General features: G+C 60.6%; 22 protein-coding genes. 18 read left to right on the forward strand and 4 right to left on the reverse strand.

Annotated features, from left to right (window positions below; genetic code table 11):
* The first annotated feature begins 61 nt into the window (after positions 1-61).
* Positions 62-865 (forward strand): IclR family transcriptional regulator, encoded by an 804-nt coding sequence (locus L4G42_RS15585; RefSeq protein ID WP_237254128.1) that lies wholly within the window; start codon positions 62-64, stop codon positions 863-865.
* A 126-nt stretch (positions 866-991) separates the two neighbouring features.
* Here L4G42_RS15585 and L4G42_RS15590 read toward each other — a convergent pair whose 3' ends face one another.
* Positions 992-2,044, reverse strand: coding sequence for an NAD(P)-dependent alcohol dehydrogenase (locus tag L4G42_RS15590; protein ID WP_237254129.1), 1,053 nt, complete (start codon positions 2,042-2,044; stop codon positions 992-994).
* A gap of 178 nt (positions 2,045-2,222) precedes the next feature.
* Here L4G42_RS15590 and L4G42_RS15595 point away from each other — a divergent pair, with 178 nt between their 5' ends.
* Positions 2,223-3,128: an AraC family transcriptional regulator gene (locus tag L4G42_RS15595; protein ID WP_237254130.1), complete on the forward strand. Its 906-nt coding sequence runs from the start codon at positions 2,223-2,225 to the stop codon at positions 3,126-3,128.
* Positions 3,129-3,377: 249 nt separating this feature from the next.
* Here the strand turns inward: L4G42_RS15595 and L4G42_RS15600 are convergent, their stop codons facing one another.
* The gene (locus L4G42_RS15600; protein ID WP_237259483.1) at positions 3,378-5,042 is read right to left on the reverse strand and encodes an electron transfer flavoprotein-ubiquinone oxidoreductase; all 1,665 of its coding nucleotides are present in this window, start codon (positions 5,040-5,042) and stop codon (positions 3,378-3,380) included.
* Between the two features lie 365 nt (positions 5,043-5,407).
* Entirely contained in the window at positions 5,408-5,614 is a 207-nt protein-coding gene (locus L4G42_RS15605) for a hypothetical protein (protein ID WP_237254132.1), read from the reverse strand.
* Here L4G42_RS15605 and L4G42_RS15610 point away from each other — a divergent pair.
* The 9 genes from L4G42_RS15610 to L4G42_RS15650 all read left to right on the forward strand — a co-directional run bounded on the left by L4G42_RS15610 (position 5,613) and on the right by L4G42_RS15650 (position 12,856).
* Entirely contained in the window at positions 5,613-6,362 is a 750-nt protein-coding gene (locus tag L4G42_RS15610) for an electron transfer flavoprotein subunit beta/FixA family protein (RefSeq protein ID WP_237254133.1), read from the forward strand. The two genes, L4G42_RS15605 and L4G42_RS15610, sit on opposite strands and share 2 nt — an antisense overlap.
* Positions 6,362-7,291, forward strand: coding sequence for an electron transfer flavoprotein subunit alpha/FixB family protein (locus L4G42_RS15615; protein ID WP_237254134.1), 930 nt, complete (start codon positions 6,362-6,364; stop codon positions 7,289-7,291). Before L4G42_RS15610 ends, L4G42_RS15615 begins: the two co-directional genes overlap by 1 nt.
* A 138-nt stretch (positions 7,292-7,429) precedes the next feature.
* Positions 7,430-8,251 carry a substrate-binding periplasmic protein gene (locus tag L4G42_RS15620; protein WP_419789378.1) on the forward strand — a complete coding sequence of 274 codons (822 nt, stop codon included), beginning with the start codon at positions 7,430-7,432 and terminating at the stop codon, positions 8,249-8,251.
* Between the two features lie 21 nt (positions 8,252-8,272).
* Positions 8,273-8,626: a DUF4398 domain-containing protein gene (locus L4G42_RS15625; protein WP_237254163.1), complete on the forward strand. Its 354-nt coding sequence runs from the start codon at positions 8,273-8,275 to the stop codon at positions 8,624-8,626.
* Entirely contained in the window at positions 8,623-9,438 is an 816-nt protein-coding gene (locus L4G42_RS15630; protein ID WP_237254136.1) for an OmpA family protein, read from the forward strand. Before L4G42_RS15625 ends, L4G42_RS15630 begins: the two co-directional genes overlap by 4 nt.
* A gap of 151 nt (positions 9,439-9,589) precedes the next feature.
* Positions 9,590-11,029: an aminotransferase-like domain-containing protein gene (locus L4G42_RS15635; RefSeq protein ID WP_122538388.1), complete on the forward strand. Its 1,440-nt coding sequence runs from the start codon at positions 9,590-9,592 to the stop codon at positions 11,027-11,029.
* Positions 11,030-11,170: 141 nt separating this feature from the next.
* The gene (locus L4G42_RS15640) at positions 11,171-11,851 is read left to right on the forward strand and encodes a translation initiation factor 2 (protein ID WP_237254137.1); all 681 of its coding nucleotides are present in this window, start codon (positions 11,171-11,173) and stop codon (positions 11,849-11,851) included.
* Between the two features lie 93 nt (positions 11,852-11,944).
* On the forward strand, positions 11,945-12,202 hold the full coding sequence (locus L4G42_RS15645; protein ID WP_237254138.1) for a YkgJ family cysteine cluster protein: 258 nt from the start codon (positions 11,945-11,947) through the stop codon (positions 12,200-12,202).
* 45 nt (positions 12,203-12,247) lie between these two features.
* A complete protein-coding gene (locus L4G42_RS15650; RefSeq protein ID WP_237254139.1) occupies positions 12,248-12,856 on the forward strand; it encodes an START domain-containing protein in 609 nt (202 codons plus the stop codon).
* Between the two features lie 83 nt (positions 12,857-12,939).
* Here L4G42_RS15650 and gltA read toward each other — a convergent pair whose 3' ends face one another.
* The gene (gene gltA, locus L4G42_RS15655; protein ID WP_037009384.1) at positions 12,940-14,229 is read right to left on the reverse strand and encodes a citrate synthase; all 1,290 of its coding nucleotides are present in this window, start codon (positions 14,227-14,229) and stop codon (positions 12,940-12,942) included.
* 362 nt (positions 14,230-14,591) lie between these two features.
* Here gltA and sdhC point away from each other — a divergent pair, with 362 nt between their 5' ends.
* The 7 genes from sdhC to lpdA all read left to right on the forward strand — a co-directional run bounded on the left by sdhC (position 14,592) and on the right by lpdA (position 23,811).
* Positions 14,592-14,966 carry a succinate dehydrogenase, cytochrome b556 subunit gene (sdhC, locus tag L4G42_RS15660; RefSeq protein ID WP_133771634.1) on the forward strand — a complete coding sequence of 125 codons (375 nt, stop codon included), beginning with the start codon at positions 14,592-14,594 and terminating at the stop codon, positions 14,964-14,966.
* Positions 14,960-15,328, forward strand: a complete 369-nt coding sequence (gene sdhD / locus L4G42_RS15665) for a succinate dehydrogenase, hydrophobic membrane anchor protein (RefSeq protein ID WP_133771632.1) — start codon at positions 14,960-14,962, stop codon at positions 15,326-15,328. Before sdhC ends, sdhD begins: the two co-directional genes overlap by 7 nt.
* 3 nt (positions 15,329-15,331) lie before the next feature.
* Entirely contained in the window at positions 15,332-17,104 is a 1,773-nt protein-coding gene (gene sdhA / locus L4G42_RS15670; RefSeq protein ID WP_237254140.1) for a succinate dehydrogenase flavoprotein subunit, read from the forward strand.
* An 11-nt stretch (positions 17,105-17,115) separates the two neighbouring features.
* Positions 17,116-17,820, forward strand: coding sequence for a succinate dehydrogenase iron-sulfur subunit (locus L4G42_RS15675; protein ID WP_237254141.1), 705 nt, complete (start codon positions 17,116-17,118; stop codon positions 17,818-17,820).
* 269 nt (positions 17,821-18,089) lie between these two features.
* A complete protein-coding gene (locus L4G42_RS15680; RefSeq protein ID WP_237260931.1) occupies positions 18,090-20,921 on the forward strand; it encodes a 2-oxoglutarate dehydrogenase E1 component in 2,832 nt (943 codons plus the stop codon).
* Positions 20,922-20,963: 42 nt separating this feature from the next.
* Positions 20,964-22,202: a 2-oxoglutarate dehydrogenase complex dihydrolipoyllysine-residue succinyltransferase gene (gene odhB, locus L4G42_RS15685; RefSeq protein WP_237254143.1), complete on the forward strand. Its 1,239-nt coding sequence runs from the start codon at positions 20,964-20,966 to the stop codon at positions 22,200-22,202.
* 172 nt (positions 22,203-22,374) lie between these two features.
* Complete coding sequence (gene lpdA, locus L4G42_RS15690; RefSeq protein ID WP_237254144.1) at positions 22,375-23,811, forward strand: dihydrolipoyl dehydrogenase; 1,437 nt, start codon at positions 22,375-22,377, stop codon at positions 23,809-23,811.
* Positions 23,812-23,936 lie beyond the last annotated feature (125 nt).

A 23,936-nucleotide genomic window follows, 5' to 3' on the forward strand; every position in this document is an offset into this window, starting at 1 on the left:
TGGCAGGCTTCAAGGCTGGCGACGATAATGTCGCCGGTTTTCTGATTCGATAAGGCGCGCCATGCAAGATGCATCCGACACCGCCGTCACTGGCAAAGACCCTGCACCCACCGGCACGCAAACGCTGATTCGCGGCCTGGGCGTGATTCATGCGGTCGCCAACGGCGCTCGCGACCTCAAGGAAATCGCCCGGCTGATCGGCACCACCCGCAGCACCACCCACCGGCTCGCCAGTTGTCTGGTGGAGGAGCGTTACCTGCGGGTGTTGCCGCAAACGGGTTATGTGCTGGGGCCCCGGTTGATCGAGTTGGGGTTTCAGGCCCAGGAAGAGGTGCCGCTGCTGGTGCTGGCCAAACCCTTTCTCGACGAACTGTCGGCGCTCACCGGCGACACCGTGCACCTGGCGATGCGCGATGGCGACGAGGTGCTGTACCTGCATAAAAATCCCGGGCGCAACGGTCCGGAAATGCGTTCGCGGGTGGGCCATCGCATGCCGCTGGCGCGCACCGGCATCGGCAAGGCGTTGCTGCTGGACAGCGCGGAAAGCGAATGGCAAAGGCTGTACGAAATCAGCGTGCCGACCACCGGTAAAAACCCGTTGTGGCCGGCCCATGAAGAGCAGACCTGGGAGCAGGTGCAAGCGCGCATGCACGAGTACGTGCGAGGCGGTTATGCGTTTGATCTGGAAGACAACGAACCGTCGATCCGCTGTGTGGCGGCGCCAGTGCGTGATGCCAGCAAGCAGATTGTCGCCGGCATCAGCATCGCCAGCACCGTGCCGTACATGCCTTTGGAAAAGATGGCCGACCTGGTGCCGGTCATCAAGGACGCGGCGGCACGGTTGTCGGCGGAATTGGGCGGGTAGTGCGTCCGGCGGAACCCAAACTGTAGGAGCGCGCTTGCCCGCGATGGCGTCTTCTCGTGCAACACATGGGTTGCAGACATATTCCCATTGCGGGCAAGCGCAGCTTCTGCTGGGGCGACTGTTTGATCAGGCCTTCAGCGTCGCCATATCAATCACGAAACGGTACTTCACGTCACCGGCGATCATGCGGCTGTAGGCCTCGTTGATGTGCTTGATATCGAGCATCTCGATATCGCAGGTGATGCCGTGCTCGGCGCAGAAATCCAGCACTTCCTGGGTCTCGGCGATGCCGCCAATCAGCGAGCCCGCCAGTACGCGACGCTTCATCACCAGATTGGCGGCATGCAGCGCCGGGTCCACGGGTTCGATCAGGCCGACAAGAATGTGCACGCCGTCAAAACGCAGGGTTTCCAGGTAGGGGTTCAAATCGTGCTGCACCGGAATGGTGTCCAGCAGGAAGTCGAAATGGCCGGCAGCGGCTTTCATCTGCTCGGCATCCGTCGAGACGATGACGTGATCGGCGCCCTGACGACGACCTTCCTCGGCCTTGCTCGCCGAGCGGGTGAACAGCGTCACTTCCGCGCCCATGGCCTTGGCGAACTTGATGCCCATGTGGCCCAGACCGCCCATGCCCAGCACGCCCACTTTGTCGCCCGCCTTGACGCCGTAATGCTTGAGCGGCGAGTAGGTGGTGATGCCGGCACACAGGATCGGTGCGGCAGCGGCCGGGTCGAGTTTTTCCGGGATACGTACGACGAAGTGCTCGCTGACCACGATGCTGTTGGAATAGCCGCCCATGGTGTTGCTGCCGTCGATGCGGTCCGGGGTGGCGTACGTCATGGTCGCGCCTTCGAGACAATACTGCTCAAGGTCGCGGGCGCAGGCTTCGCACTGACGGCAGGAGTCGACCATGCAGCCGACACCGACCAGGTCACCGACTTTGTGCTTGCTGACGTTGGCGCCGACTTCCGTGACTTTGCCGACGATCTCGTGGCCCGGCATCAGCGGGTAAACGGCGATGCCCCACTCGTTGCGCGCCTGGTGGATGTCGGAGTGGCAGACGCCGCAGTAGAGGATCTCGATGGCCACGTCGTCCGGCCGCGGGCTGCGGCGGCTGAACGTCATGGGGGCCAGGGGAGCGGTGGCGGACTGGGCGGCGTAACCGATGGCTGTGTACATGAAGAACCTCGCAAAAACGATGACGGTTGAGGCGGTGCATTGTCCGCAGGCAGGGCATCGCCGGCCATGGTCATTCCTCCGCCTGTCATGCCTGATCCTCCGGATTTCTCATTCCGAGTAGGGCGGCCATCGGCTGATCTGCGATGATGGCGTTGTCAAATCCTCCGTATGGCTGCCCATGTCTCCTCTTTCCCATTCCGACGCCAACGCCCAGTTGGTCGCCCTCATCAAACCGCTGGCGCCGCGCCCCGGTTTCGTCGACACCCGTGTGCCGGGCGTGCAGGCGATGTCCTGGGATTACTACGTCGCCAGCAGCCCGCAAATCTACGAACCGAGCCTGGTGATCATTGCCCAGGGCAGCAAGCTCGCGCGCCTGGGCCCGCGAACGCTGGAATACGGCGCTGGTCATTATCTGGTGCAGGCGTTGTCGGTGCCGTTCATGTGCGAAACCTTCGCTACCGCGGATGCACCGATGTATGGCGTCGCGGTGTCGATTGATCGCGCGCTGCTGGGCGAGCTGGTGCAGGCCATGGGCGAGGCGCCGAACGTGAAGGTCAAGGCGCAGACGCCGGAGTCCATGACGTCGGCCGAGCTGGATGCGCCGATGCGTGAGAGTGTCGAGCGGCTTTTGCGCTGTCTGCACGATCCGCTGGACGCGCAAGTGATGGGCCAGGCTCGGGTCCGAGAGGTGGTGTATGCCGCGTTGCGCGGTCCCCAGGCCGGGGTGCTTCGGGCATTGGTCGAACAGACCGGCCACTTCGCGCGCATCGCTGCGTCGCTGCAGCACCTGCGCGACCACTACGATCAGGCCTTGAGCGTCGAGGATCTGGCCCGCTGCGCCAACATGAGCGCCTCGACTTTCCACGAACATTTCAAACGCAGCACCTTGCTGTCGCCGGTTCAGTACCTCAAACGCGTGCGGCTGCTCAAGGCACAGCAGATGCTGATTGGCGAGGGCATGGGGGTGGCGCAAGTGGCGCACAAGGTCGGGTATCAGAGCACGTCGCAATTCAGTCGCGAGTACAAACGCTACTTCGAGCGCAATCCGGGGGAAGAGGGCGAGCGGCTGAAGATATCAGCGTGAGGGTGGTTGCTGAACCTTAAGAGCTTCCCGGCAGTAGGACCGGCTTCAGCCGGGAAGAGGCCAGTGTGCGCAACATCAATTTTGCGGTATGGCCGCTGACGCCTTCCCGGCTAAAGCCGGTCCTACAGAGGGTACGCGGTGTCTTTGTGGGACCGGCTTTAGCCGGGAAGAGGCCGGTGTGCGCAACATCAATTTTGCGCTATGGCCGCTGACGCCTTCCCGGCTAAAGCCGGTCCTACTCAGAATCCATTACATATTGGGATAGGTCGGGCCGCCTGCGCCTTCCGGTGTTACCCACGTGATGTTCTGCGACGGATCCTTGATGTCACAGGTTTTACAGTGGACGCAGTTCTGCGCGTTGATCTGGAAGCGCTTCGCGCCGTCTTCCTGGGTCACCACCTCGTAAACCCCCGCCGGGCAGTAACGCTGAGCAGGCTCGTCGTACTTGGGCAGGTTGACGCTGATCGGGATGCTCGGATCCTTCAGCTTCAAGTGGCAAGGCTGCTCTTCTTCGTGGTTGGTGCCGGAGATGAACACCGAACTCAGCTTGTCGAAGCTCAGCTTGCCGTCGGGTTTCGGGTAGTCGATCTTCTTCGAGTCGGCCGCCAGCTTCATGCACGCGTAGTCCGGCTTGGTATCGTGGAGGGTGAAGGGGATCTTGCCGCCAAACAGATTCTGGTCGATGAAGTTGAACGCGCCACCGAAGATCGCGCCGAACTTGTGGACAGCGGGCCCGAAGTTGCGGCTGGCGAACAGTTCTTCGTGCAGCCAGCTGGCCTTGAAACCCTCGACGTAGCCGTTGAGCGCGTCGCCACCCTCATTGCCGGCGAACAGCGCATCCGCCACCGCTTCAGCGGCGAGCATGCCGGACTTCATGGCGGTGTGGCTGCCCTTGATCTTGGCGAAGTTCAGCGTGCCCAGGTCGCAACCGATCAGCGCGCCGCCGGGGAAGACCATCTTTGGCAGCGAATTCAGGCCACCCTTGCAGATGGCCCGCGCGCCGTAGCTGATGCGCTTGCCGCCTTCCAGGTACTGCTTCAGGACCGGGTGGTGCTTGAGCCGCTGGAATTCATCGAACGGCGACAGGTAAGGGTTGGCGTAGGACAGGTCGACGATCAGCCCGACCACAACCTGATTGTTTTCCAAGTGGTAAAGGAACGACCCACCGGTGTTTTCGGTGCCCATGATGTCCAGCGGCCAGCCGGCGGTGTGCACCACCAGACCGGGTTGATGTTTGGCCGGATCGACTTCCCAGATTTCCTTCAGGCCGATGCCGTAATGCTGGGCGTCGGCTTCACTGTCGAGGTTGAAGCGGTTGATCAGCTGCTTGCCGATGTGGCCACGGCAGCCTTCGGCGAACAGCGTGTACTTGCCACGCAGTTCCATGCCGGGGGTGTACAGGCCTTCTTTCGGATTGCCTTCACGGTCCACGCCCAGATCACCAGTGAGAATCCCGCGCACCACGCCGTTCTCATCGATCAGCGCTTCCTGAGCCGCAAAGCCGGGGTAGATTTCGACGCCCAGGTTCTCGGCCTGCTGCGCCAGCCAGCGACACAGGTTGCCCAGGGAAATAATGTAGTTGCCTTCGTTGTGCATGGTCTTGGGCACGAACGCGCCCGGCACTTTCTGGCTGGCGTCGGCACCGGTCAGGACATAGATATCGTCACTTTTAACCGGGGTGTTGAGCGGGGCGCCGAGGGCTTTCCAGTCGGGGAACAGCTCGTTGAGGGCGCGGGGTTCGAACACGGCGCCGGAGAGGATGTGAGCGCCGACTTCGGAGCCTTTTTCCACCACGCAGACGCTGATTTCCTGACCGGCGTCAGCGGCTCTCTGTTTCAGGCGGCAAGCGGCAGACAGCCCGGCGGGCCCGGCTCCGACGATGACGACGTCGAATTCCATAAATTCGCGTTCCACAGGCTATCTCCTACTCAAGGCTCAACGGCGTATTTTTTAGGCGTATTTTTATAGATGGCTAAAACCGACACCGGGCAGGTCGTTGGCCCGGGTGTCATCTTGAAGGCGCGCATTATATCTACACCACCTCGCAGGTCCAATACAAACGTTTGTTTGAATCGGCCGAAACCCTGATAAATCATGGTGAGACGGCTTGTGACTGGCGTTTATGTCGTATTGACCCGACCCGGCGTTGCGTTCAAGATACGGGCGGTTTTGCGCTCGTTCCGGGTTGTTCGTCAGCCCCGGAATTTTTACAGCAGCGTACAGACCGTCGGTAGCAGAACACCGGTAAAAGCAACGTGAGCATCGCCCCCGCGCAACCGTCAGCCCCAGGCCGGCGGCGCGCTGCAGTTTACACGGGCGATCAACGTCTGGCTTGGATTGCCGCCCTGGCGTGGCCGCTTTTGCTGACATCCGCATTCAGCAACCGCGAATACGTTGTTTTCACAGGTGTTCTTTACACTGACGAGTACCCATCGCCGGGCAAGGCCTGGCGATTTCTTTTCACCGGAGAGAAACGAGGAATCCATGAAGGTTCTTGTAGCTGTCAAACGAGTGGTCGACTACAACGTCAAGGTTCGCGTCAAGGCGGACAACTCCGGCGTCGATCTCGCCAACGTTAAAATGTCGATGAACCCCTTCTGCGAAATCGCTGTAGAAGAAGCCGTCCGCCTGAAAGAGAAAGGCGTTGCGACCGAGATCGTCGTCGTTTCCATCGGCCCGACCACCGCTCAGGAGCAACTGCGTACCGCGTTGGCACTGGGTGCCGATCGCGCCATCCTCGTGGAATCCGCTGACGAACTGACGTCCCTGGCCGTGGCCAAGTTGCTCAAGGCCGTTGTTGACAAAGAGCAGCCGCAGCTGGTCATTCTCGGTAAGCAGGCGATCGACAGCGACAACAATCAGACCGGCCAGATGCTGGCTGCGCTGAGCGGCTACCCACAGGGCACCTTCGCCTCGAAAGTCGAAGTGTCCGGCGACAGCGTCAACGTCACCCGTGAAATCGACGCCGGCGCGCAGACCGTTTCCCTCAAGCTGCCGGCCATCGTCACCACCGACCTGCGTTTGAACGAGCCGCGCTACGCGTCGCTGCCGAACATCATGAAGGCCAAGAAAAAGCCGCTCGAAGTGCTGACGCCTGATGCGTTGGGTGTTTCGACTGTGTCCACCAACAAGACCCTGAAAGTTGAAGCCCCGGCTGCCCGCAGCGCAGGCATCAAGGTCAAGTCGGTTGCCGAACTGGTTGATAAACTGAAAAACGAAGCGAAGGTGATCTGATGACGACCCTGGTTATCGCTGAGCACGAAAACGGCGCGATCGCTCCCGCCACCCTGAATACCGTTGCCGCTGCCACCAAAATCGGTGGTGACGTCCACGTTCTGGTCGCGGGTCAGAACGTCGCTGCCGTCGGCGAAGCAGCTGCAAAAATCGCAGGCGTGTCCAAGGTCCTCGTGGCTGACAACGCCGCCTACGAGCACCAACTGCCGGAAAACGTCGCCCCGCTGGTCGTCGAGCTGGCTTCGGCCTACAGCCACGTGCTGGCCGCTGCAACCTCCAATGGCAAGAACATCCTGCCGCGCGTCGCGGCGCACCTGGACGTCGATCAGATCTCCGAGATCATCTCGGTCGAAAGCGCTGACACCTTCAAGCGCCCGATCTATGCCGGTAACGCTATTTCGACCGTTCAGTCGTCGGCAGCGGTGAAAGTCATCACCGTGCGTGCGACTGGCTTTGACGCGGTGGCAGCCGAGGGCGGTTCTGCTTCGGTTGAAGCCGTCAGCGCGGCCCATGACGCGGGCAAGTCGTCCTTCGTCAGCGAAGAGCTGGCCAAGTCCGACCGTCCCGAGCTGACCGCTGCCAAGATCGTCGTTTCCGGCGGTCGTGGCATGCAGAACGGCGACAACTTCAAGCACCTGTACACCCTGGCTGACAAGCTGGGTGCAGCGGTCGGCGCTTCCCGCGCGGCCGTCGACGCAGGCTTTGTGCCCAACGACATGCAGGTCGGCCAGACCGGCAAGATCGTCGCGCCGCAGCTGTACATCGCGGTCGGCATCTCCGGCGCGATCCAGCATCTGGCGGGCATGAAGGACTCCAAAGTGATCGTCGCGATCAACAAGGACGAAGAAGCGCCGATCTTCCAGGTTGCCGACTACGGCCTCGTGGCGGATCTGTTCGAAGCGATCCCCGAGTTGGAGAAGCTGGTTTAATCCACTTCCCTGACTTATAAAGAGAACCCGTTCGTTCGGGCTGCCGCCAGCGTCGATCATCGTTCACTCAATGATCAAGCGCCCAGGCAGTCGGAGCTGACGGGTTTTTTTATGGGCTCAAAGAAGGACGTCGTCATGTTGTCGCCAAAGCAGACGCTGGCTTCACTGCTGGGCGGGTTGCTGTTGCTGCCGTCGCTGGCCTGGTCTGCGGGCAAGTGTGACCGGCTGATCGTCACCGGCAGCCCGGACGCGCCGCCGTACCTGTGGCGCGACCCGCAGGACCCGAAACACCTGATGGGCGCCAATGCCGACCTGCTCAAGGAGGTCGCGCAACAGATCGGCGTCAAGGTCGAACTGCTGTATGGCGGCAAGCGCAGCCAGGCACGTGAAGAAGTGCGAAGCGGACGCATGGACATGCTGGCCGACACGCCACTCAACAGCGCCGAGCTGGAATCCCTCGATTTCATCCATCCGCCCATCGCCCAGAACGAAATCATGGTCTGGACGCGCTTGGGCCATGAGCAGCCGTTCAATTCGCTCGCGGATCTGCAGGGGCATCCCGGCGCCATGTCTGAAAAGACCCGGGTGACCGCCGGATTCGATGAGGCGATCAAGGCGCGCCTGACGCTGGAGAAGCAGGCCAGTCTTCCCCAGGCCTTTCAGAAGCTGGCGGCGGGGCAAGTCGAATTCGTCCTTGCCGGCCGCTATGCAGGGATGGCCGTGACCCAGGCGCTGGACATCGACAAAGACCTGCATACCCAGCCCATGCCCCTCGATCGCCCGGGCTTTTATCTGGCGCTGTCGTTCAACTCCGCTTGCAACGATCCATGGCTGCGCGGACAGCTGGCGAAAAAAATGACAGAATTGGCCGCTTCCGGTCGCTCCAGTGAAGCCGTCACGCGCAATCTGGACCTGTGGAAAATCCAGTTGCAGCAGTCCGGCAGCGCCCTCCATCAGTAGGAATGTGTTTTGAGCTTTCTTTTGAAAATCCAGCCTGTATTCGCCGCTTTCGTGCTCGCCGCGCTCGTCGGCTGTGCCAATGACCCGGCGCCCACCGAACAACTCAAGCTCACCGAACAGGCTGTCGCCCAGGCCACCGCGGTCGGCGCTACGGATGAAGAGCCGGACCTGGTGACAGCGCAGACGAAGCTGACCCAGGCGCGCGCCGACATGGCGGACAAGTCCTATAAGAACGCGCGCATGCAGGCTGAACAGGCCGAACTCGACGCGCGTCTGGCCGAGGCCCGGGTGCTGACGCAGAAGAGCGAAGCGCAGGTGGCCCAGGTCAACACCCGACTCGAGCGTCTGCGCAAGCAGTTGGGGGCCAGCCAATGAATGCCGTTGCGCGAAGCCTCAGCCTCGGCCTCTTGCTGGCCAGTGCCGGTCTTGCGGGCTGTGCCGGTCACCAGAACAGTGAGCAGGCGCTGCAGGGCGCCATTGCCGATTACCAGAAGGTCAAGGAAGACACCAACGTCCTGCGCAGCGCGCCAAAGGACGTCATCCGCGCCGGCGAATTGCTGGGCCGGGCAGAGCGCCTGTCGAGCTACACCGGCAGCGCTGACGACGTCAGTCATTACGCGTACCTGAGCAGCCGTTACAGCGCGATCGCCCGTGAGCACAGCAAGCTGCTGCTGAACCAGGAAAAGCTCGCGCGACTGGAGCTGGAACGTCAACGCCTGCAACTGGCCTTGCGTGAAGCCAAGCTGGCCGGCGCGCAGCAACAGGGCAAGTGGGCGGAAGATCAAGTGATCAGCCTGTCGACGCAGCAGAACGAACGCGGGCTGGTGATGACCCTCGGCGATATGCTCTTCGATACCGGCCGAGCCGAACTGAAAAGCTCCGCCAACCGCACGGTGCTGAAGGTCGTGCAGTTCCTGCAATTCAATCCCAAGCGTGTGGTGCGCATCGAGGGCTACACCGACGGCACCGGCGACGCTCAGGAAAACCTCGCGCTGTCGAAAGACCGGGCACAGGCCGTCGCGGACGTGCTGTCTGATCTGGGCATCGAGGAAGACCGCATTCAGGTCGAAGGCTACGGCGACCAATACCCGGTGGACGCAAACACCTCTGAGAGCGGCCGTGCCCAGAACCGCCGTGTCGAAATCGTCTTCTCGGACGACAAGGGCCATCTCAGCGCGCCTCGTTGAGGGACAGGGAATCGGCATCATTCAGGCGATTCAAACATCGCGCCCTCTAGCCGGAACAGGAACTGTCACCGTACACTTCCGAACTGTTCCGGTGATCCTTCTCTTCTGATTGCCGCACGCATGATCAAAGCACGGGATCGAGGGACGCGAAATGACCAGTCTGTTGCTTTACCAACGCATCGCCCAGCAGCTGGCCGAGGACATTCGCCGGGGCGTGTATCAGCCGGGCGAGCGCGTGCCCTCGGTGCGCAAGATGAGCTCCCAGCTCAACGTCAGTCATGCCACCGTCCTGCAGGCCTACGCCAACCTTGAAGACCAGGGTTTGATCCGTGCCCGGCCGCAGTCCGGTTATTACGTCCATCAAACCCCGGCCCTCACGGCGGCGACCCCCGATATTGCGCGAGTGGAGCGCCCCGGTCTGGTCACCCGCGCCAGCATCATTCAACAGGTACTGGTCGAAGCCCGGCGGGAAGGGGTGTTCGCGTTTGGCGCTGCTGTCCCGCATATCGATTACCTGCCGCTGCGCGCGTTGCATCAGCAACTGGCCAAGGTCACCCGCTTTCAGAGCCCTCGGGCGTTCAATTACATGTTCAGCCCCGGCTTCGAGCCGCTGCGTCGTCAGGTGGCGATTCGCATGCGTGACGCCGGCGTGGTGATCGACCCCTCTGAAGTGGTGATCACCCACGGCTGCGTCGATGCGCTGCAAATGTCGCTGCGGGTGCTGACCAGCCCGGGCGACCTGATCGCGGCAGAATCCCCGACCTATTACGGCCTGCTGCAACTGGCCGATCTGCTCGGCCTGAAAGTCATCGAAATCCCCAGCGACCCAAACACCGGGATCAGCCTGGAAGCGCTGCAGCTGGCGGCCAACCAATGGTCGATCAAGGCGCTGGTGATGACGTCGCGACTGAGCAATCCGTTGGGCAGCACCATGCCGGAAGAGCGGCAGAAACACCTCCTGCGCCTGGCGTCGGACTTCGACATTCAAATCATCGAAGACGACATCTACGGCGAGTTGATGTACGAGCAGAACAAGACCAAGGCGTTGAAGGCCTTCGACCGGCTGGGCCATGTCATCTACTGCTCCAGCTTCTCCAAGACCCTGTCGCCTGGGGTGCGGATCGGTTGGATGATCGCCGGGAAATACCAGGCGGAAATCCAGCGCCTGCAAACCTTCAGCACCCATTCAGCGTGCAGCGTGACGCAGATGGCGGTGGCGTCCTACCTTGAAAACGGCGGGTATGACCGGCACTTACGCTTTATCCGCCAGGAGCACCGCAAAAATCTCAGCGCGTTTCAGCTGGCGGTGCAACAGATGTTTCCCGAAGGCACGCAGATCAGCCGGCCTGCGGGCGGGTTCATTCTGTGGATCAGTCTGCCGGGACGGGTGAACACTCAGGAGCTGCACGTGCGCGCGCTGGAGCAGGGCATCAGCATCGCGCCGGGCCTGATTTTCAGTAACACGGAGCAGTTCAACCACTGCATTCGCCTGAACTGCGGGCTGCCGTGGAACCGTGAAGCGGAGAGGGCGTTAATGACGGTGGGCATGCTGGCCAAGCAGTTGTGCCAGGATGCCGGGCAATCCTGGTGAACTCGTAGGGTTGCCAGCTTTCCATACTATCGGGGGAGGCGGACAGGTCAACTTGTCAGCCGCCGTGCAAAGGGCCAGCATATGGCCCCTGTCTTACTTACTGCCGTTCAGACTATGAAATCACTGCGTTGTATAAGTGTGATGTTGTTGGTGTTGCTGAGCGCCTGTGATGCCGATAAAGCGCCCGCTCCACCGGCGAAAGCCACCGCTTCGGCGCCGGCCGCGCGTGTTGATGCGCCGGCCGAGGCTGCCAAGGCAGCGAAGCCCGTCGCTGAATCTGAGTCTGCGCCTGCGCCTGCATCGGCGGACAAGCCTGTAGCGGACGCGCCAGCGGTCCATTCCCTTGCGCCGAATATCACGACCGTGCCGGTTGTTGCGTCGGGCAAGGCGTCGGCTGAAGCGCCGCGAACGATCACCAACACGGCTGACAATAAGCCTGCAGGCGCCAACGCCAAATCCGCCAAGGTTAAAGCGGATAACGCCGAAGTCGCGCGGCGTGCCCCGGTTGCCAGCAAAAGCAAATCGGCCTCCCAGGTGGTGAAGGAAACGCGGCTGAACAAAGTCCCGCTGGATCTCAGCCTGCCGCCCGAGATGGTAAAACAGCTGACCCCGCCGTCTAACGTCATCACCTCCGCGTCGAAGGCTAAAGCCCCATCCTCGGGTGCCAAGCCGCTGCTACCGAAAATGTTCCCTGATGCAAACGCTGACCCTGACTTCCAGATGCAAGGCCGTCTGTTGAGCAACGAGATGGACCTGCAGTTGCGCAATGAGGCGCGCAAGGACGTGGAAGGCGCTGCGCTGGATTTCAAATTCAAACAGTGACGTTGGCCGGCAGTGCAAGCACGTCCGATTTCAAACGTGTGTTTTAGGGCGTAAGATCCGGCCATCGTCCTCACTGTCACACAGGTTCTTTTCATGGAATGCCGACCAGGCTGCGGCGCGTGCTGCATTGCGCCGTCCATTACTTCACCGATTCCCGGCATGCCCGACGGCAAACCTGCGGGCATGCGCTGCCTGCACCTGTCGCTGGACATGCTCTGCGGCATCTTCGGGCAGCCGGGGAGGCCGGCGGTGTGTGGTCAGTTTGCGGCGGAGCCTGAGGTGTGTGGCACCGGTCCTGAGGACGCGATCCGTCTGATCGGCTGGTGGGAAAAGATGACATCGGTGGCGTGAAGCACGGCCGAGGCACGACTGAACTTCAACAATAAGGAACAACATATGAGTTCGCTGTACCGCATTGCTTTCGGGTTGGGACTGACTGTATGGGTGGCAGCTTCAGCGCAGGCTGAGGAGTGGAAAGTCGCGAAGAACGAGGAGGGCATCAAAGTCTCCCTCAGCGAAGTGCCCGGTTCGCAGTACAAGGCCTATCAAGGCGTAACAACCATCAAGGCGGGCATCGGCAAGCTCAGAGCGTTGCAGGAAGACGTGGCCGCCGCGTGCGCCTGGATTCACGAGTGCAAGCTGCAGAAGATCATCAAGCACGATGGCGACAAAACCTGGACCTACTCCCAGTTCAACACGCCGTGGCCGGTCACTCCCCGGGATTCGGTGCTGAAGGTGACGACCGTTGAAGGCGCCGATGGCAGCGTGACCCGCGAGCTGGAAGGCGATCCCAAGTACATCCCGGAAGAGAAGGGCTTTGTACGGGTGGCGCAGGTTGAGGGGTTCTGGAAGTTTGTGCCCAAGGGCGACAACCTGACCGAGGTCACCTATCAGGTGCACACCGAGCCTGGTGGCAGCGTGCCATCCTGGCTGGCGAACAAGTTCGTGGTGGATGCGCCGTTCAACACGCTCAAGGCGCTCAAGGACCGGGCAGAGAAGGACTGATCGGTTCGCTTGCAACGCTAAAGCTACAAACGAAAAAGGCTGCCCGAGGGCAGCCTTTTTGTGTCTTCGTGGGCGCTGCCGAGTTACTTGCGCTCGGCCAGCGGGACGATGTCGCGTGACACTTCGCCGGTGTACAGCTGGCGTGGACGGCCGATCTTGTAAGGGCTCGACAGCATTTCCTTCCAGTGGGAAATCCAGCCGACGGTTCGCGCCAGGGCGAAAATCACGGTGAACATGCTGGTCGGGATGCCGATCGCCTTGAGGATGATGCCCGAGTAGAAGTCAACGTTCGGGTACAGCGAGCGCTCGATGAAGTACGGGTCGGTCAGGGCGATCTCTTCGAGACGCATGGCCAGCTCGAGCTGCGGGTCGTTGGTGATGCCCAGCTCGCGCAGGACTTCGTCGCAGGTCTGTTTCATCACGGTGGCGCGCGGGTCGCGGTTCTTGTAAACGCGGTGGCCGAAGCCCATCAGCTTGAACGGATCGTTCTTGTCCTTGGCCTTGGCGATGTAGGTGTCGATGTTGGACACATCGCCGATCTCATCGAGCATGGTCAGCACCGCTTCGTTCGCGCCACCGTGGGCAGGGCCCCAGAGTGCGGCGATACCGGCTGCGATACAGGCAAACGGGTTGGCGCCCGACGAGCCTGCCATGCGCACGGTGGACGTCGAGGCATTCTGTTCGTGGTCGGCGTGGAGGATGAAGATCCGGTCCATGGCCTTGGCCAGCGTCGGGCTGATCGGTTTGATCTCGCACGGCGTGTTGAACATCATGTGCAGGAAGTTTTCCGCGTAGCTGAGGTCGTTGCGCGGGTACATCATGGGTTGACCCATGGAGTACTTGTAAACCATCGCGGCGAGGGTCGGCATCTTGGCGACCAGACGGATCGCAGAGATTTCCCGGTGCTGCGGATTATTGATGTCCAGGGAGTCGTGGTAGAACGCCGAAAGGGCGCCGACCACGCCGCACATGACGGCCATCGGGTGGGCGTCACGACGGAAACCGTTGAAGAAGGTTTTCAGTTGCTCGTGCACCATGGTGTGATTCTTCACGGTGACGACGAATTCGGCTTTTTGCTCGGCGGTTGGCAGTTCGCCGTTAAGCAGCAGGTAGCAGGTTTCCAGGTAGTCCGATTGCTCGGCCAACTGTTCGATCGGGTAGCCGCGATGCAGGAGAATGCCGTTGTCACCATCGATGTAGGTGATTTTCGATTCACATGAGGCCGTGGACATGAAGCCTGGGTCGAATGTGAAGCGTCCGGTGGCAGTCAGGCCGCGTACGTCGATAACATCGGGACCAACGGTGCCGGTCAGAATGGGCAGCTCGACGGGGGCTGCGCCCTCGATGATCAACTGCGCTTTTTTATCAGCCATGTGGCCTCCTAATTATGCTTCAAATCATCAGACAGACCCCCCACGCAGGGCCCGCATCACTATAGTGAGATAAATTCTAAAGTCAATTTGCCAAAAGTCTTGTAGCAGAAGGCTTTAACGTGGGGTTTTCGTCGAAATTGCGGGCCATTTACGCCAATTATCGGGCTAAAGCAATCCACCCTTGGGACAGGGTCTGCGCGTTGTCATTAGTTGGCTAACTGTCTATACTCGGCGTCCGACCGCCAGGGGCTTTCAGGCCTGATTAAACGGGGTTGGTCACTTCCTGGGTAGTGGGTACCTGACCAGTACACTTCCCAACAACTTGCCCTGAGTGTTAGGGCTCTTCAGTGTGAAAAAAAGCCGTGAAAAGCCAACGACCTGTAAACCTAGACCTAAGGACCATCAAACTCCCTATCACTGCTTACACGTCCATCCTTCACCGTATTTCCGGTGTCATCCTCTTCGTCGGCATTGCCATCATGCTTTATGCATTGGACCTGTCGCTCGACTCCGAGGAAGGCTTCGCGTCGGTGAAAGCGGGACTGACCAGTCCGCTGGCCAAGTTTGTGATCTGGGCTCTTCTGTCCGCACTGCTGTATCACCTGGTGGCGGGCGTCCGTCATCTCATCATGGACTCGGGCATCGGCGAAACGCTGGAAGGCGGCAAGCTGGGCTCTAAAATCGTTATCGCCGTGTCTGTGGTGGTGATCGTTCTGGCAGGAGTGTGGATATGGTAACCAACGTCACCAACCTTTCTCGTTCGGGCCTGTATGACTGGATGGCGCAACGCGTTTCCGCCGTCGTACTCGCGGCTTATTTCATTTTCCTGATCGGGTACCTGATCGCGCACCCTGGCCTTGAATACGCCACGTGGCACGCGCTGTTCTCCCATAACGCAATGCGCATCTTCAGTTTGTTGGCCCTCGTTGCCCTGGCGGCTCACACCTGGGTTGGCATGTGGACCATCGCGACTGACTACCTGACGCCGATGGCGCTGGGCAAGTCCGCGACGGCGGTGCGTTTCCTGTTCCAGGCGGTGTGCGGCATTGCGATGTTCGCTTACTTCGTCTGGGGTGTGCAGATTCTTTGGGGTATCTGATCCATGGCTAACATCAATTCGCTTTCATTCGACGCCATCATCATTGGCGGCGGCGGCGCGGGCATGCGTGCCGCACTGCAACTGGCTCAGGGCGGCCACAAGACCGCTGTAGTCACCAAGGTCTTTCCGACTCGTTCCCACACCGTTTCCGCTCAGGGTGGCATCACCTGCGCAATCGCTTCGGCCGATCCGAACGATGACTGGCGCTGGCACATGTACGATACCGTCAAGGGCTCCGACTACATCGGTGACCAGGACGCTATCGAATACATGTGTTCCGTGGGTCCTGAAGCCGTGTTCGAGCTCGAACACATGGGTCTGCCGTTCTCCCGTACCGAGCAGGGCCGCATCTATCAGCGTCCGTTCGGCGGCCAGTCGAAAGACTTCGGCAAGGGCGGTCAGGCTGCACGTACCTGTGCTGCCGCCGACCGTACCGGTCACGCGCTGTTGCACACCCTGTATCAGGCCAACCTTAAAGCCGGCACCGTATTCCTTAACGAGTACTACGCAGTCGATCTGGTGAAGAACCAGGACGGCGCGTTTGTCGGGATCATCGCCATCTGCATCGAAACCGGTGAAACCTCTTACATTCGCGCCGACGCGACTGTACTGGCCACCGGCGGTGCCGGCCGCATCTACTCCTCCACCACCAACGCCCTTATCAACACCGGCGACGGCGTGGGCATGGCGTTGCGTGCCGGTGTACCGGTTCAGGACATCGAAATGTGGCAGTTCCACCCGACCGGCATTGCCGGCGCAGGTGTACTGGTCACCGAAGGCTGCCGTGGTGAAGGCGGTTACCTGATCAACAAGCACGGCGAGCGTTTCATGGAGCGCTACGCGCCAAACGCCAAGGACCTGGCCGGTCGCGACGTTGTGGCTCGGTCGATGGTTAAAGAGATCATCGCCGGCAACGGTTGCGGTCCTGACGGCGACCACGTGATGCTCAAACTCGATCACCTTGGTGAGGAAGTGCTGCACAGCCGTCTGCCAGGGATCATGGAACTGTCCAAAACCTTCGCACACGTGGATCCGGCCGTTGCGCCAATCCCTGTCGTGCCGACCTGCCACTACATGATGGGCGGCGTTGCCACCAACATTCATGGTCAGGCGATCACCCAGGACGCCGCGGGCGTCGACGCCATCATCCCGGGCCTGTTCGCGGTCGGTGAAGTGGCGTGCGTATCGGTTCACGGTGCCAACCGTCTGGGCGGCAACTCGCTGCTCGATCTGGTGGTGTTCGGTCGTGCTGCCGGTCTGCACCTGGAGCAGGCGCTCAACGAAGGCGTCGACTACCGTCGCGCTTCCGAAACCGACATCGATGTCGCGCTGGCTCGCCTCAACGGGCTGAACTCGCGTACCGATGGCGAAGACGTCGCGACCCTGCGCAAAGAGCTGCAAAGCTGCATGCAGAACTACTTCGGTGTGTTCCGTACCGGCGAATACATGCAGAAGGGTATTGCCCAGCTGGCAAACCTGCGCGAGCGCATCGCCAACGTCAAGATCAACGACAAGAGCCAGGCATTCAACACTGCCCGGATCGAAGCGCTGGAGCTGCAAAACCTGCTGGAAGTGGCTGAGGCCACGGCGATCGCCGCCGAGCATCGCAAGGAATCCCGTGGCGCTCACGCCCGTGAAGACTTCGAAGATCGCGACGACATCAACTGGCTGTGCCACACCCTGTATTTCCCGGGTGAAAAGCGCGTGGCCAAGCGTGCCGTGAACTTCTCACCGAAGACTGTTCCGACTTTCGAACCCATGATTCGGACTTACTAAGGGTGGCCGATATGTTGCAAGTCAGTGTTTATCGCTACAACCCGGATCAGGACGCAGCACCGTTCATGCAGGACTTTCAGGTCAATACCAACGGTAAAGACCTGATGGTGCTGGACGTGCTGGCCCTGATCAAAGAGCAGGACGAAGGTTTCTCCTATCGTCGCTCTTGCCGCGAGGGTGTTTGCGGCTCCGATGGCATGAACATCAACGGCAAGAACGGCCTGGCCTGCGTTACTCCGCTCTCGGCGGTGGTCAAGGGCAACAAGCTGGTGGTGCGTCCACTGCCTGGCCTGCCGGTCATCCGTGACCTCGCCGTCGACATGAGCATCTTCTACAAGCAGTACGAGAAGGTGAAGCCATTCCTGCAGAACGACACGCCTGCTCCGGCCATCGAGCGCCTGCAGAGCCCGGAAGAGCGGGAAAAGCTCGACGGCCTGTACGAGTGCATTCTGTGCGCTTGCTGCTCGACGTCCTGCCCGTCCTTCTGGTGGAACCCCGACAAGTTCCTGGGTCCTGCTGCGATCCTGCAAGCCTATCGTTTCCTGGCTGACAGCCGCGACACCCGGACGCAAGAGCGTCTGGCGTCGATGGACGATCCGTTCAGCGTATTCCGCTGCCGCGGCATCATGAATTGCGTCAACGTTTGCCCGAAAGGCCTGAACCCAACCAAGGCTATCGGTCACGTGCGCAACATGCTGCTCAAAAGCGGTGTCTGAGTTTGCCGCATCTGTAACACCGCAGCACCCGCTACTGCAGCACCCGTAAACGCTGCGGCGCAGGCTTCAACCGGCGCCGTAGTTTTAACCTGAGCAGTTGTCGTATGGCTTCAGCTCTTATTTTGAAGAAATGAAACCAGCAGGGGCATCCGGGCTGGTACCCGGACTATCTGCGTGATTCCTAGTGACTTGAAGTCGCTGCACATGGACTTTTCAAGTTTGCGCTGGCATCGACGCCGATGGTGTCCCCTAACCGAGGGTGACCAAGCATGCAAGAAAGCGTGATGCAGCGCATGTGGAACAGCGCCCACCTTTCCGGTGGTAACGCTGCCTATGTGGAAGAGCTCTACGAGCTCTACCTGCACGACCCTAACGCTGTGCCAGAAGAGTGGCGCACCTATTTTCAGACGTTGCCGGCTGACGGCAGCACTGCCACCGATGTATCGCACTCGACGGTTCGCGATCATTTTGTGTTGCTGGGGAAAAACCAGCGCCGCGCCCAACCGGTCTCTGCCGGCAGCGTGAGCAGCGAGCATGAAAAGAAGCAAGTTGAAGTGCTGCGACTTATCCAGGCATTCCGTATGCGCGGCCATCAGGGCGCGCAACTCGATCCTCTGGGTCTGTGGAAGCGTACTGCGCCAGCTGACCTGTCGATTAACCATTACGGTTTGACCAACGCTGACCTCGATACCACATTCCGCGCCGGCGACCTGTTCATCGGCAAGGAAGAAGCGAGCCTACGTGAAATCGTCGAGGCGTTGCAGCAGACATATTGCCGCACCATCGGCGCCGAGTTCACGCACATCGTCGATTCCAACCAGCGCAACTGGTTCATGCAGCGCCTCGAAAGCGTGCGTGGCCGTCCTGCCTATTCCGCCGACATCAAGAGCCACCTGCTCGAGCGTGTGACGGCCGGCGAGGGTCTGGAAAAGTACCTGGGCACCAAATACCCTGGCACCAAGCGTTTCGGTCTGGAAGGCGGCGAAAGCCTGATTCCGATGCTCGACGAGCTGATTCAGCGCTCCGGTTCCTACGGCACCAAGGAAGTGGTCATCGGCATGGCCCACCGTGGCCGTCTCAACGTGCTGGTCAACACCTTCGGCAAGAACCCGCGCGACCTGTTCGACGAGTTCGAAGGCAAGAAGAAGGTCGAGCTGGGTTCAGGTGACGTCAAGTATCACCAGGGCTTCTCGTCCAACGTGATGACCACCGGCGGCGAAGTCCACCTGGCGATGGCGTTCAACCCGTCCCACCTGGAAATCGTTTCGCCTGTGGTCGAAGGTTCGGTGCGCGCCCGTCAGGACCGTCGTAACGACGCCACTGGCGAGAAAGTGCTGCCGATCTCGATTCACGGCGACGCCGCGTTCGCAGGTCAAGGTGTGGTGCTGGAAACTTTCCAGATGTCGCAGACCCGTGGCTTCAAGACGGGCGGCACGATCCACATCGTGATCAACAACCAGGTTGGCTTCACCATCAGCAAGCAGGAAGACTCGCGCTCCACCGAGTACGCGACCGACGTTGCCAAGATGATTCAGGCGCCGATCCTCCATGTGAATGGCGATGATCCGGAAGCCGTGTTGTTCGTGACCCAGCTGGCGATCGACTACCGCATGCAGTTCAAGCGTGACGTGGTCATCGATCTGGTCTGCTACCGTCGTCGCGGCCACAACGAAGCCGATGAGCCGAGTGGCACCCAGCCGCTGATGTACCAGCAGATCGCCAAGCAGCGCACCACCCGTGAGCTGTACGCCGATTCGCTGGCCACCGCCGGCATTCTCAACGCTGAAGCCGCTCAGGCCAAGGTCGACGAGTACCGTAACGCGCTGGACAACGGCATGCACGTTGTCAAAAGCCTGGTCAAGGAGCCGAACAAGGAATTGTTCGTTGACTGGCGGCCGTACCTGGGTCACGCGTGGACCGCACGTCACGACACCAGTTTCGACCTCAAGACCCTGCAGGAGCTGTCAGCCAAGCTGATGGAGGTGCCGGAAGGTTTCGTGGTTCAGCGTCAGGTCCAGAAAATCTACGAAGACCGCCAGAAGATGCAAGTCGGTGGCCTTCCGATCAACTGGGGCTACGCCGAAACCATGGCCTACGCCACGCTGGCGTTCGAAGGTCATCAGGTGCGCATCACCGGGCAGGACGTCGGTCGCGGTACGTTCTCGCACCGCCACGCCGTGCTGCACAACCAGAAAGACGGCGCGACCTACGTGCCTCTGCAGAACCTGTACGCCGGTCAGCCTCGTTTTGACCTGTACGATTCGTTCCTGTCGGAAGAAGCCGTGCTGGCGTTCGAATACGGTTACTCGACCACTCAGCCAAATGCGCTGGTGATCTGGGAAGCCCAGTTCGGTGACTTTGCCAACGGTGCACAGGTCGTGATCGACCAGTTCATCACCAGCGGCGAGCACAAATGGGGCCGTCTGTGCGGTCTGACCATGCTGTTGCCCCATGGCTACGAAGGGCAGGGCCCGGAGCACTCTTCGGCACGTCTTGAGCGCTACCTGCAATTGTGCGCCGAGCACAACATTCAGGTCTGCGTACCGACCACTCCGGCTCAGATCTACCATCTGCTGCGCCGTCAGGTGATCCGTCCGCTGCGCAAACCGCTGATCGTGTTGACGCCGAAGTCGTTGCTGCGCCACAAGCTGGCCGTGTCGACCCTGGAAGATCTGGCCCATGGCTCGTTCCAGACTGTCATTGCGGAGATCGACACCCTCGATGCCGCGAAAGTGACGCGTCTGGTGCTGTGCAGCGGCAAGGTCTACTACGACCTGCTGGAAAAACGCCGTGCCGAAGGCCGCGAAGACATCGCCATCGTGCGTCTCGAGCAGCTCTATCCGTTCCCGGAAGACGACCTGATGGACGCGATCGCGTCTTACACCAATCTGACCAACGTGGTCTGGTGTCAGGAAGAACCGATGAACCAGGGCGCCTGGTACAGCAGTCAGCACCACCTGCGCCGCAGCATCGGCAATCACAACCGCAACCTCGTCCTCGAGTATGCCGGCCGTGATGCTTCCGCTGCTCCTGCTTGTGGATACGCTTCGATGCACGCCGAACAGCAGGAAAAACTGCTGAAAGACGCGTTTTCCGTTTAACGCCTTCGCGCACTAGAAACCGAATTAAAGGAATTACAGATAATGGCTATTGAGATCAAAGCCCCCTCTTTCCCGGAATCCGTTGCCGACGGCACCGTTGCTACCTGGCACAAGAAACCGGGCGACGCCGTCAAGCGTGACGACCTGATCGTTGATATCGAAACCGACAAGGTCGTGCTGGAAGTATTGGCCGAAGCTGACGGCGTGCTGGGCGCAATCGTTGCCGAAGAGGGCGCTACCGTCCTGTCGAACCAGTTGCTGGGCTCGATCGAAGCGGGCGGCGCTGCTGCCGCCCCAGCCGCTGCTGCATCGGCCCCGGCTGCTGCCGCTGCGCCTGCCCAGGCTGCCGCTGCACCTGCCGCCGCTTCCGGTGACGAAGACGCCATCGGCGCTCCGGCTGCCCGCAAGCTGGCTGAGGAAAACGGTATCAACCTGTCCAGCGTCAAAGGCACAGGCAAAGATGGCCGCGTCACCAAGGAAGACGTCGTTGCTGCCATCGAAGCGAAGAAATCCGCTCCGGCCGCCGCACCTGCCGCCAAGCCTGCTGCTGCCGCTGCTCCTGTGGCTGCCGTCGGCGATCGCACCGAGAAGCGCGTGCCGATGACCCGTCTGCGCGCCAAGGTTGCAGAGCGTCTGGTTGAAGCTCAGTCGAACATGGCGATGCTGACCACCTTCAACGAAGTCGACATGACCGAAGTCATGGCGCTGCGTTCGAAGTACAAGGACCTGTTCGAGAAGTCCCATAACGGCGTACGCCTGGGCTTCATGTCGTTCTTCGTCAAGGCTGCGACCGAAGCGCTGAAACGCTACCCGGCCGTCAACGCTTCGATCGACGGCACCGACATCGTCTACCACGGTTATGCCGACGTCGGCGTTGCCGTGTCGAGCGATCGCGGTCTGGTGGTTCCGGTGCTGCGCAACGCCGAGCAGATGAGCCTGGCTGAAATCGAAGGCGGCATCGCCACCTTCGGCAAGAAAGCCCGTGACGGCAAACTGTCCATCGACGAGATGACTGGCGGTACCTTCACCATCACCAACGGTGGTACTTTCGGTTCGATGATGTCGACCCCGATCGTCAACCCGCCGCAAGCGGCCATCCTGGGCATGCACAACATTCTGCAGCGTCCTATGGCGATCAACGGCCAGGTCGTTATCCGTCCGATGATGTATCTGGCGCTGTCTTACGATCACCGCCTGATCGACGGTAAAGAAGCCGTGACGTTCCTGGTGACCATCAAGAACCTGCTGGAAGACCCGGCGCGTCTGTTGCTGGACATCTGATTCAAGGACAGCTGCAAGCCGCAAGCGTCAAGCTGCAAGTTACAGCAGCCTGGCGCCGACGCTTGGGTCGTCGCAACATCCTAATGAACAGGCTGCAACTCGTCTGTAAAGCATCACGGATCAGCTTGCAGCTTGTGGCTTAAAGCTCGCAGCTAAAGAGGAACTCTTTTCTATGTCCCAGAAATTCGACGTGGTAGTGATTGGCGCTGGCCCTGGCGGCTATGTGGCCGCTATCAAGGCCGCGCAGCTCGGTCTCACGACTGCCTGCATCGAGAAGTATCAGGATAAAGAGGGCAAGCTGGCCCTCGGCGGTACCTGCCTGAACGTGGGCTGCATCCCCTCCAAGGCGCTGCTGGACAGCTCCTGGAAATTCTACGAAGCCAAGAACCAGTTCGGCGTTCACGGTATCTCGCTCAGCGACCTGAAAATGGACATTGCTGCGATGATCAGCCGTAAGGCGCAGATCGTCAAAGGCCTGACCGGCGGCGTTGCCAGCCTGTTCAAGGCTAACGGCGTCACTTCCCTGCAAGGCCACGGCAAGCTGCTGGCCGGCAAGAAAGTCGAGCTGACCAAGCCTGACGGCACCACCGAAGTCATCGAAGCCGAGAACATCATTCTGGCGTCCGGTTCGCGTCCCATCGACATTCCGCCGGCTCCGGTCAATCAGGTCACCATCGTCGATTCGACAGGCGCCCTGGAATTCCCGGCAGTGCCTGAGCGCCTGTGCGTCATTGGCGCCGGTGTTATCGGTCTGGAACTGGGTTCGGTCTGGGCTCGCCTGGGTGCCAAGGTGACGGTTCTCGAAGCGCTGGAGAAATTCCTGCCGGCCGCTGACGAAGCCGTTGCCAAGGAAGCGCAGAAGACCTTCACCAAGCAGGGTCTGGACATCAAGCTGGGCGCTCGCGTGACCGGTTCCAAGGTCAATGGCGACGAAGTCGTCGTGACCTACACCGACAAGGACGGCGAGCAGAACATCACCTTCGACCGCGTGATCGTGGCCGTTGGCCGTCGCCCGGTGACCACCGAGCTGCTGGCTGCCGATAGCGGCGTCGACATCGACGAGCGCGGTTTCATCTTCGTCAACGAGCAGTGCGAGACCAGCGTTCCTGGCGTGTACGCGATCGGTGACGTGGTTCGTGGTCTGATGCTGGCGCACAAAGCATCCGAAGAAGGCATCATGGTTGTCGAGCGCATCAAGGGTCACAAGACCCAGATGAACTACGACCTGATCCCGTCGGTTATCTACACTCACCCGGAAATCGCCTGGGTCGGCAAAACCGAGCAGACGCTGAAGGCTGAAGGCGTTGAAGTCAACGTCGGTCAGTTCCCGTTCGCGGCCAGCGGCCGTGCAATGGCAGCGAATGACACCGGCGGTTTCGTCAAGGTCATCGCTGATGCCAAGACCGACCGTGTACTGGGTGTACACGTCATTGGCCCTGGCGCTGCAGAGCTGGTACAGCAGGGCGCGATCGGTATGGAGTTCGGCACCAGTGCCGAAGACATCGGCATGATGGTCTTCTCCCACCCGACGCTGTCCGAAGCGCTGCACGAAGCGGCACTGGCTGTGAATGGCGGCGCCATCCACATCCAGAACAAGAAAAAACGCTGAAAATAACCACGACGGTCCGCCCGTCGTAGGTCCTGCTCGCAGGGCTTACCGCGGAAGGTCCGTTGGACTCGAACTCCCGGCAGCGAAGGACAGGCTTGATGCTTGGCTTGCGCTCTCCGGGAGAA

It is taken from the genome of Pseudomonas petrae, assembly GCF_021728295.1.
In the GTDB taxonomy this organism is placed as follows: domain Bacteria; phylum Pseudomonadota; class Gammaproteobacteria; order Pseudomonadales; family Pseudomonadaceae; genus Aquipseudomonas; species Aquipseudomonas petrae.

Coding starts and splice junctions, on each gene's coding strand:
- odhB (WP_237254143.1), top strand. CDS start 20,964: ATGGCTATTGAGATCAAAGCCCCCTCTTTCCCGGAATCCGTTGCCGAC.
- L4G42_RS15590 (WP_237254129.1), bottom strand. CDS start 2,044: ATGTACACAGCCATCGGTTACGCCGCCCAGTCCGCCACCGCTCCCCTG.
- L4G42_RS15630 (WP_237254136.1), top strand. CDS start 8,623: ATGAATGCCGTTGCGCGAAGCCTCAGCCTCGGCCTCTTGCTGGCCAGT.
- L4G42_RS15605 (WP_237254132.1), bottom strand. CDS start 5,614: ATGGATTCCTCGTTTCTCTCCGGTGAAAAGAAATCGCCAGGCCTTGCC.
- L4G42_RS15650 (WP_237254139.1), top strand. CDS start 12,248: ATGAGTTCGCTGTACCGCATTGCTTTCGGGTTGGGACTGACTGTATGG.
- sdhA (WP_237254140.1), top strand. CDS start 15,332: ATGGCTAACATCAATTCGCTTTCATTCGACGCCATCATCATTGGCGGC.
- L4G42_RS15615 (WP_237254134.1), top strand. CDS start 6,362: ATGACGACCCTGGTTATCGCTGAGCACGAAAACGGCGCGATCGCTCCC.
- L4G42_RS15645 (WP_237254138.1), top strand. CDS start 11,945: ATGGAATGCCGACCAGGCTGCGGCGCGTGCTGCATTGCGCCGTCCATT.
- lpdA (WP_237254144.1), top strand. CDS start 22,375: ATGTCCCAGAAATTCGACGTGGTAGTGATTGGCGCTGGCCCTGGCGGC.
- L4G42_RS15635 (WP_122538388.1), top strand. CDS start 9,590: ATGACCAGTCTGTTGCTTTACCAACGCATCGCCCAGCAGCTGGCCGAG.
- L4G42_RS15640 (WP_237254137.1), top strand. CDS start 11,171: ATGTTGTTGGTGTTGCTGAGCGCCTGTGATGCCGATAAAGCGCCCGCT.
- L4G42_RS15675 (WP_237254141.1), top strand. CDS start 17,116: ATGTTGCAAGTCAGTGTTTATCGCTACAACCCGGATCAGGACGCAGCA.
- L4G42_RS15585 (WP_237254128.1), top strand. CDS start 62: ATGCAAGATGCATCCGACACCGCCGTCACTGGCAAAGACCCTGCACCC.
- L4G42_RS15680 (WP_237260931.1), top strand. CDS start 18,090: ATGCAAGAAAGCGTGATGCAGCGCATGTGGAACAGCGCCCACCTTTCC.
- sdhD (WP_133771632.1), top strand. CDS start 14,960: ATGGTAACCAACGTCACCAACCTTTCTCGTTCGGGCCTGTATGACTGG.
- L4G42_RS15610 (WP_237254133.1), top strand. CDS start 5,613: ATGAAGGTTCTTGTAGCTGTCAAACGAGTGGTCGACTACAACGTCAAG.
- gltA (WP_037009384.1), bottom strand. CDS start 14,229: ATGGCTGATAAAAAAGCGCAGTTGATCATCGAGGGCGCAGCCCCCGTC.
- L4G42_RS15595 (WP_237254130.1), top strand. CDS start 2,223: ATGTCTCCTCTTTCCCATTCCGACGCCAACGCCCAGTTGGTCGCCCTC.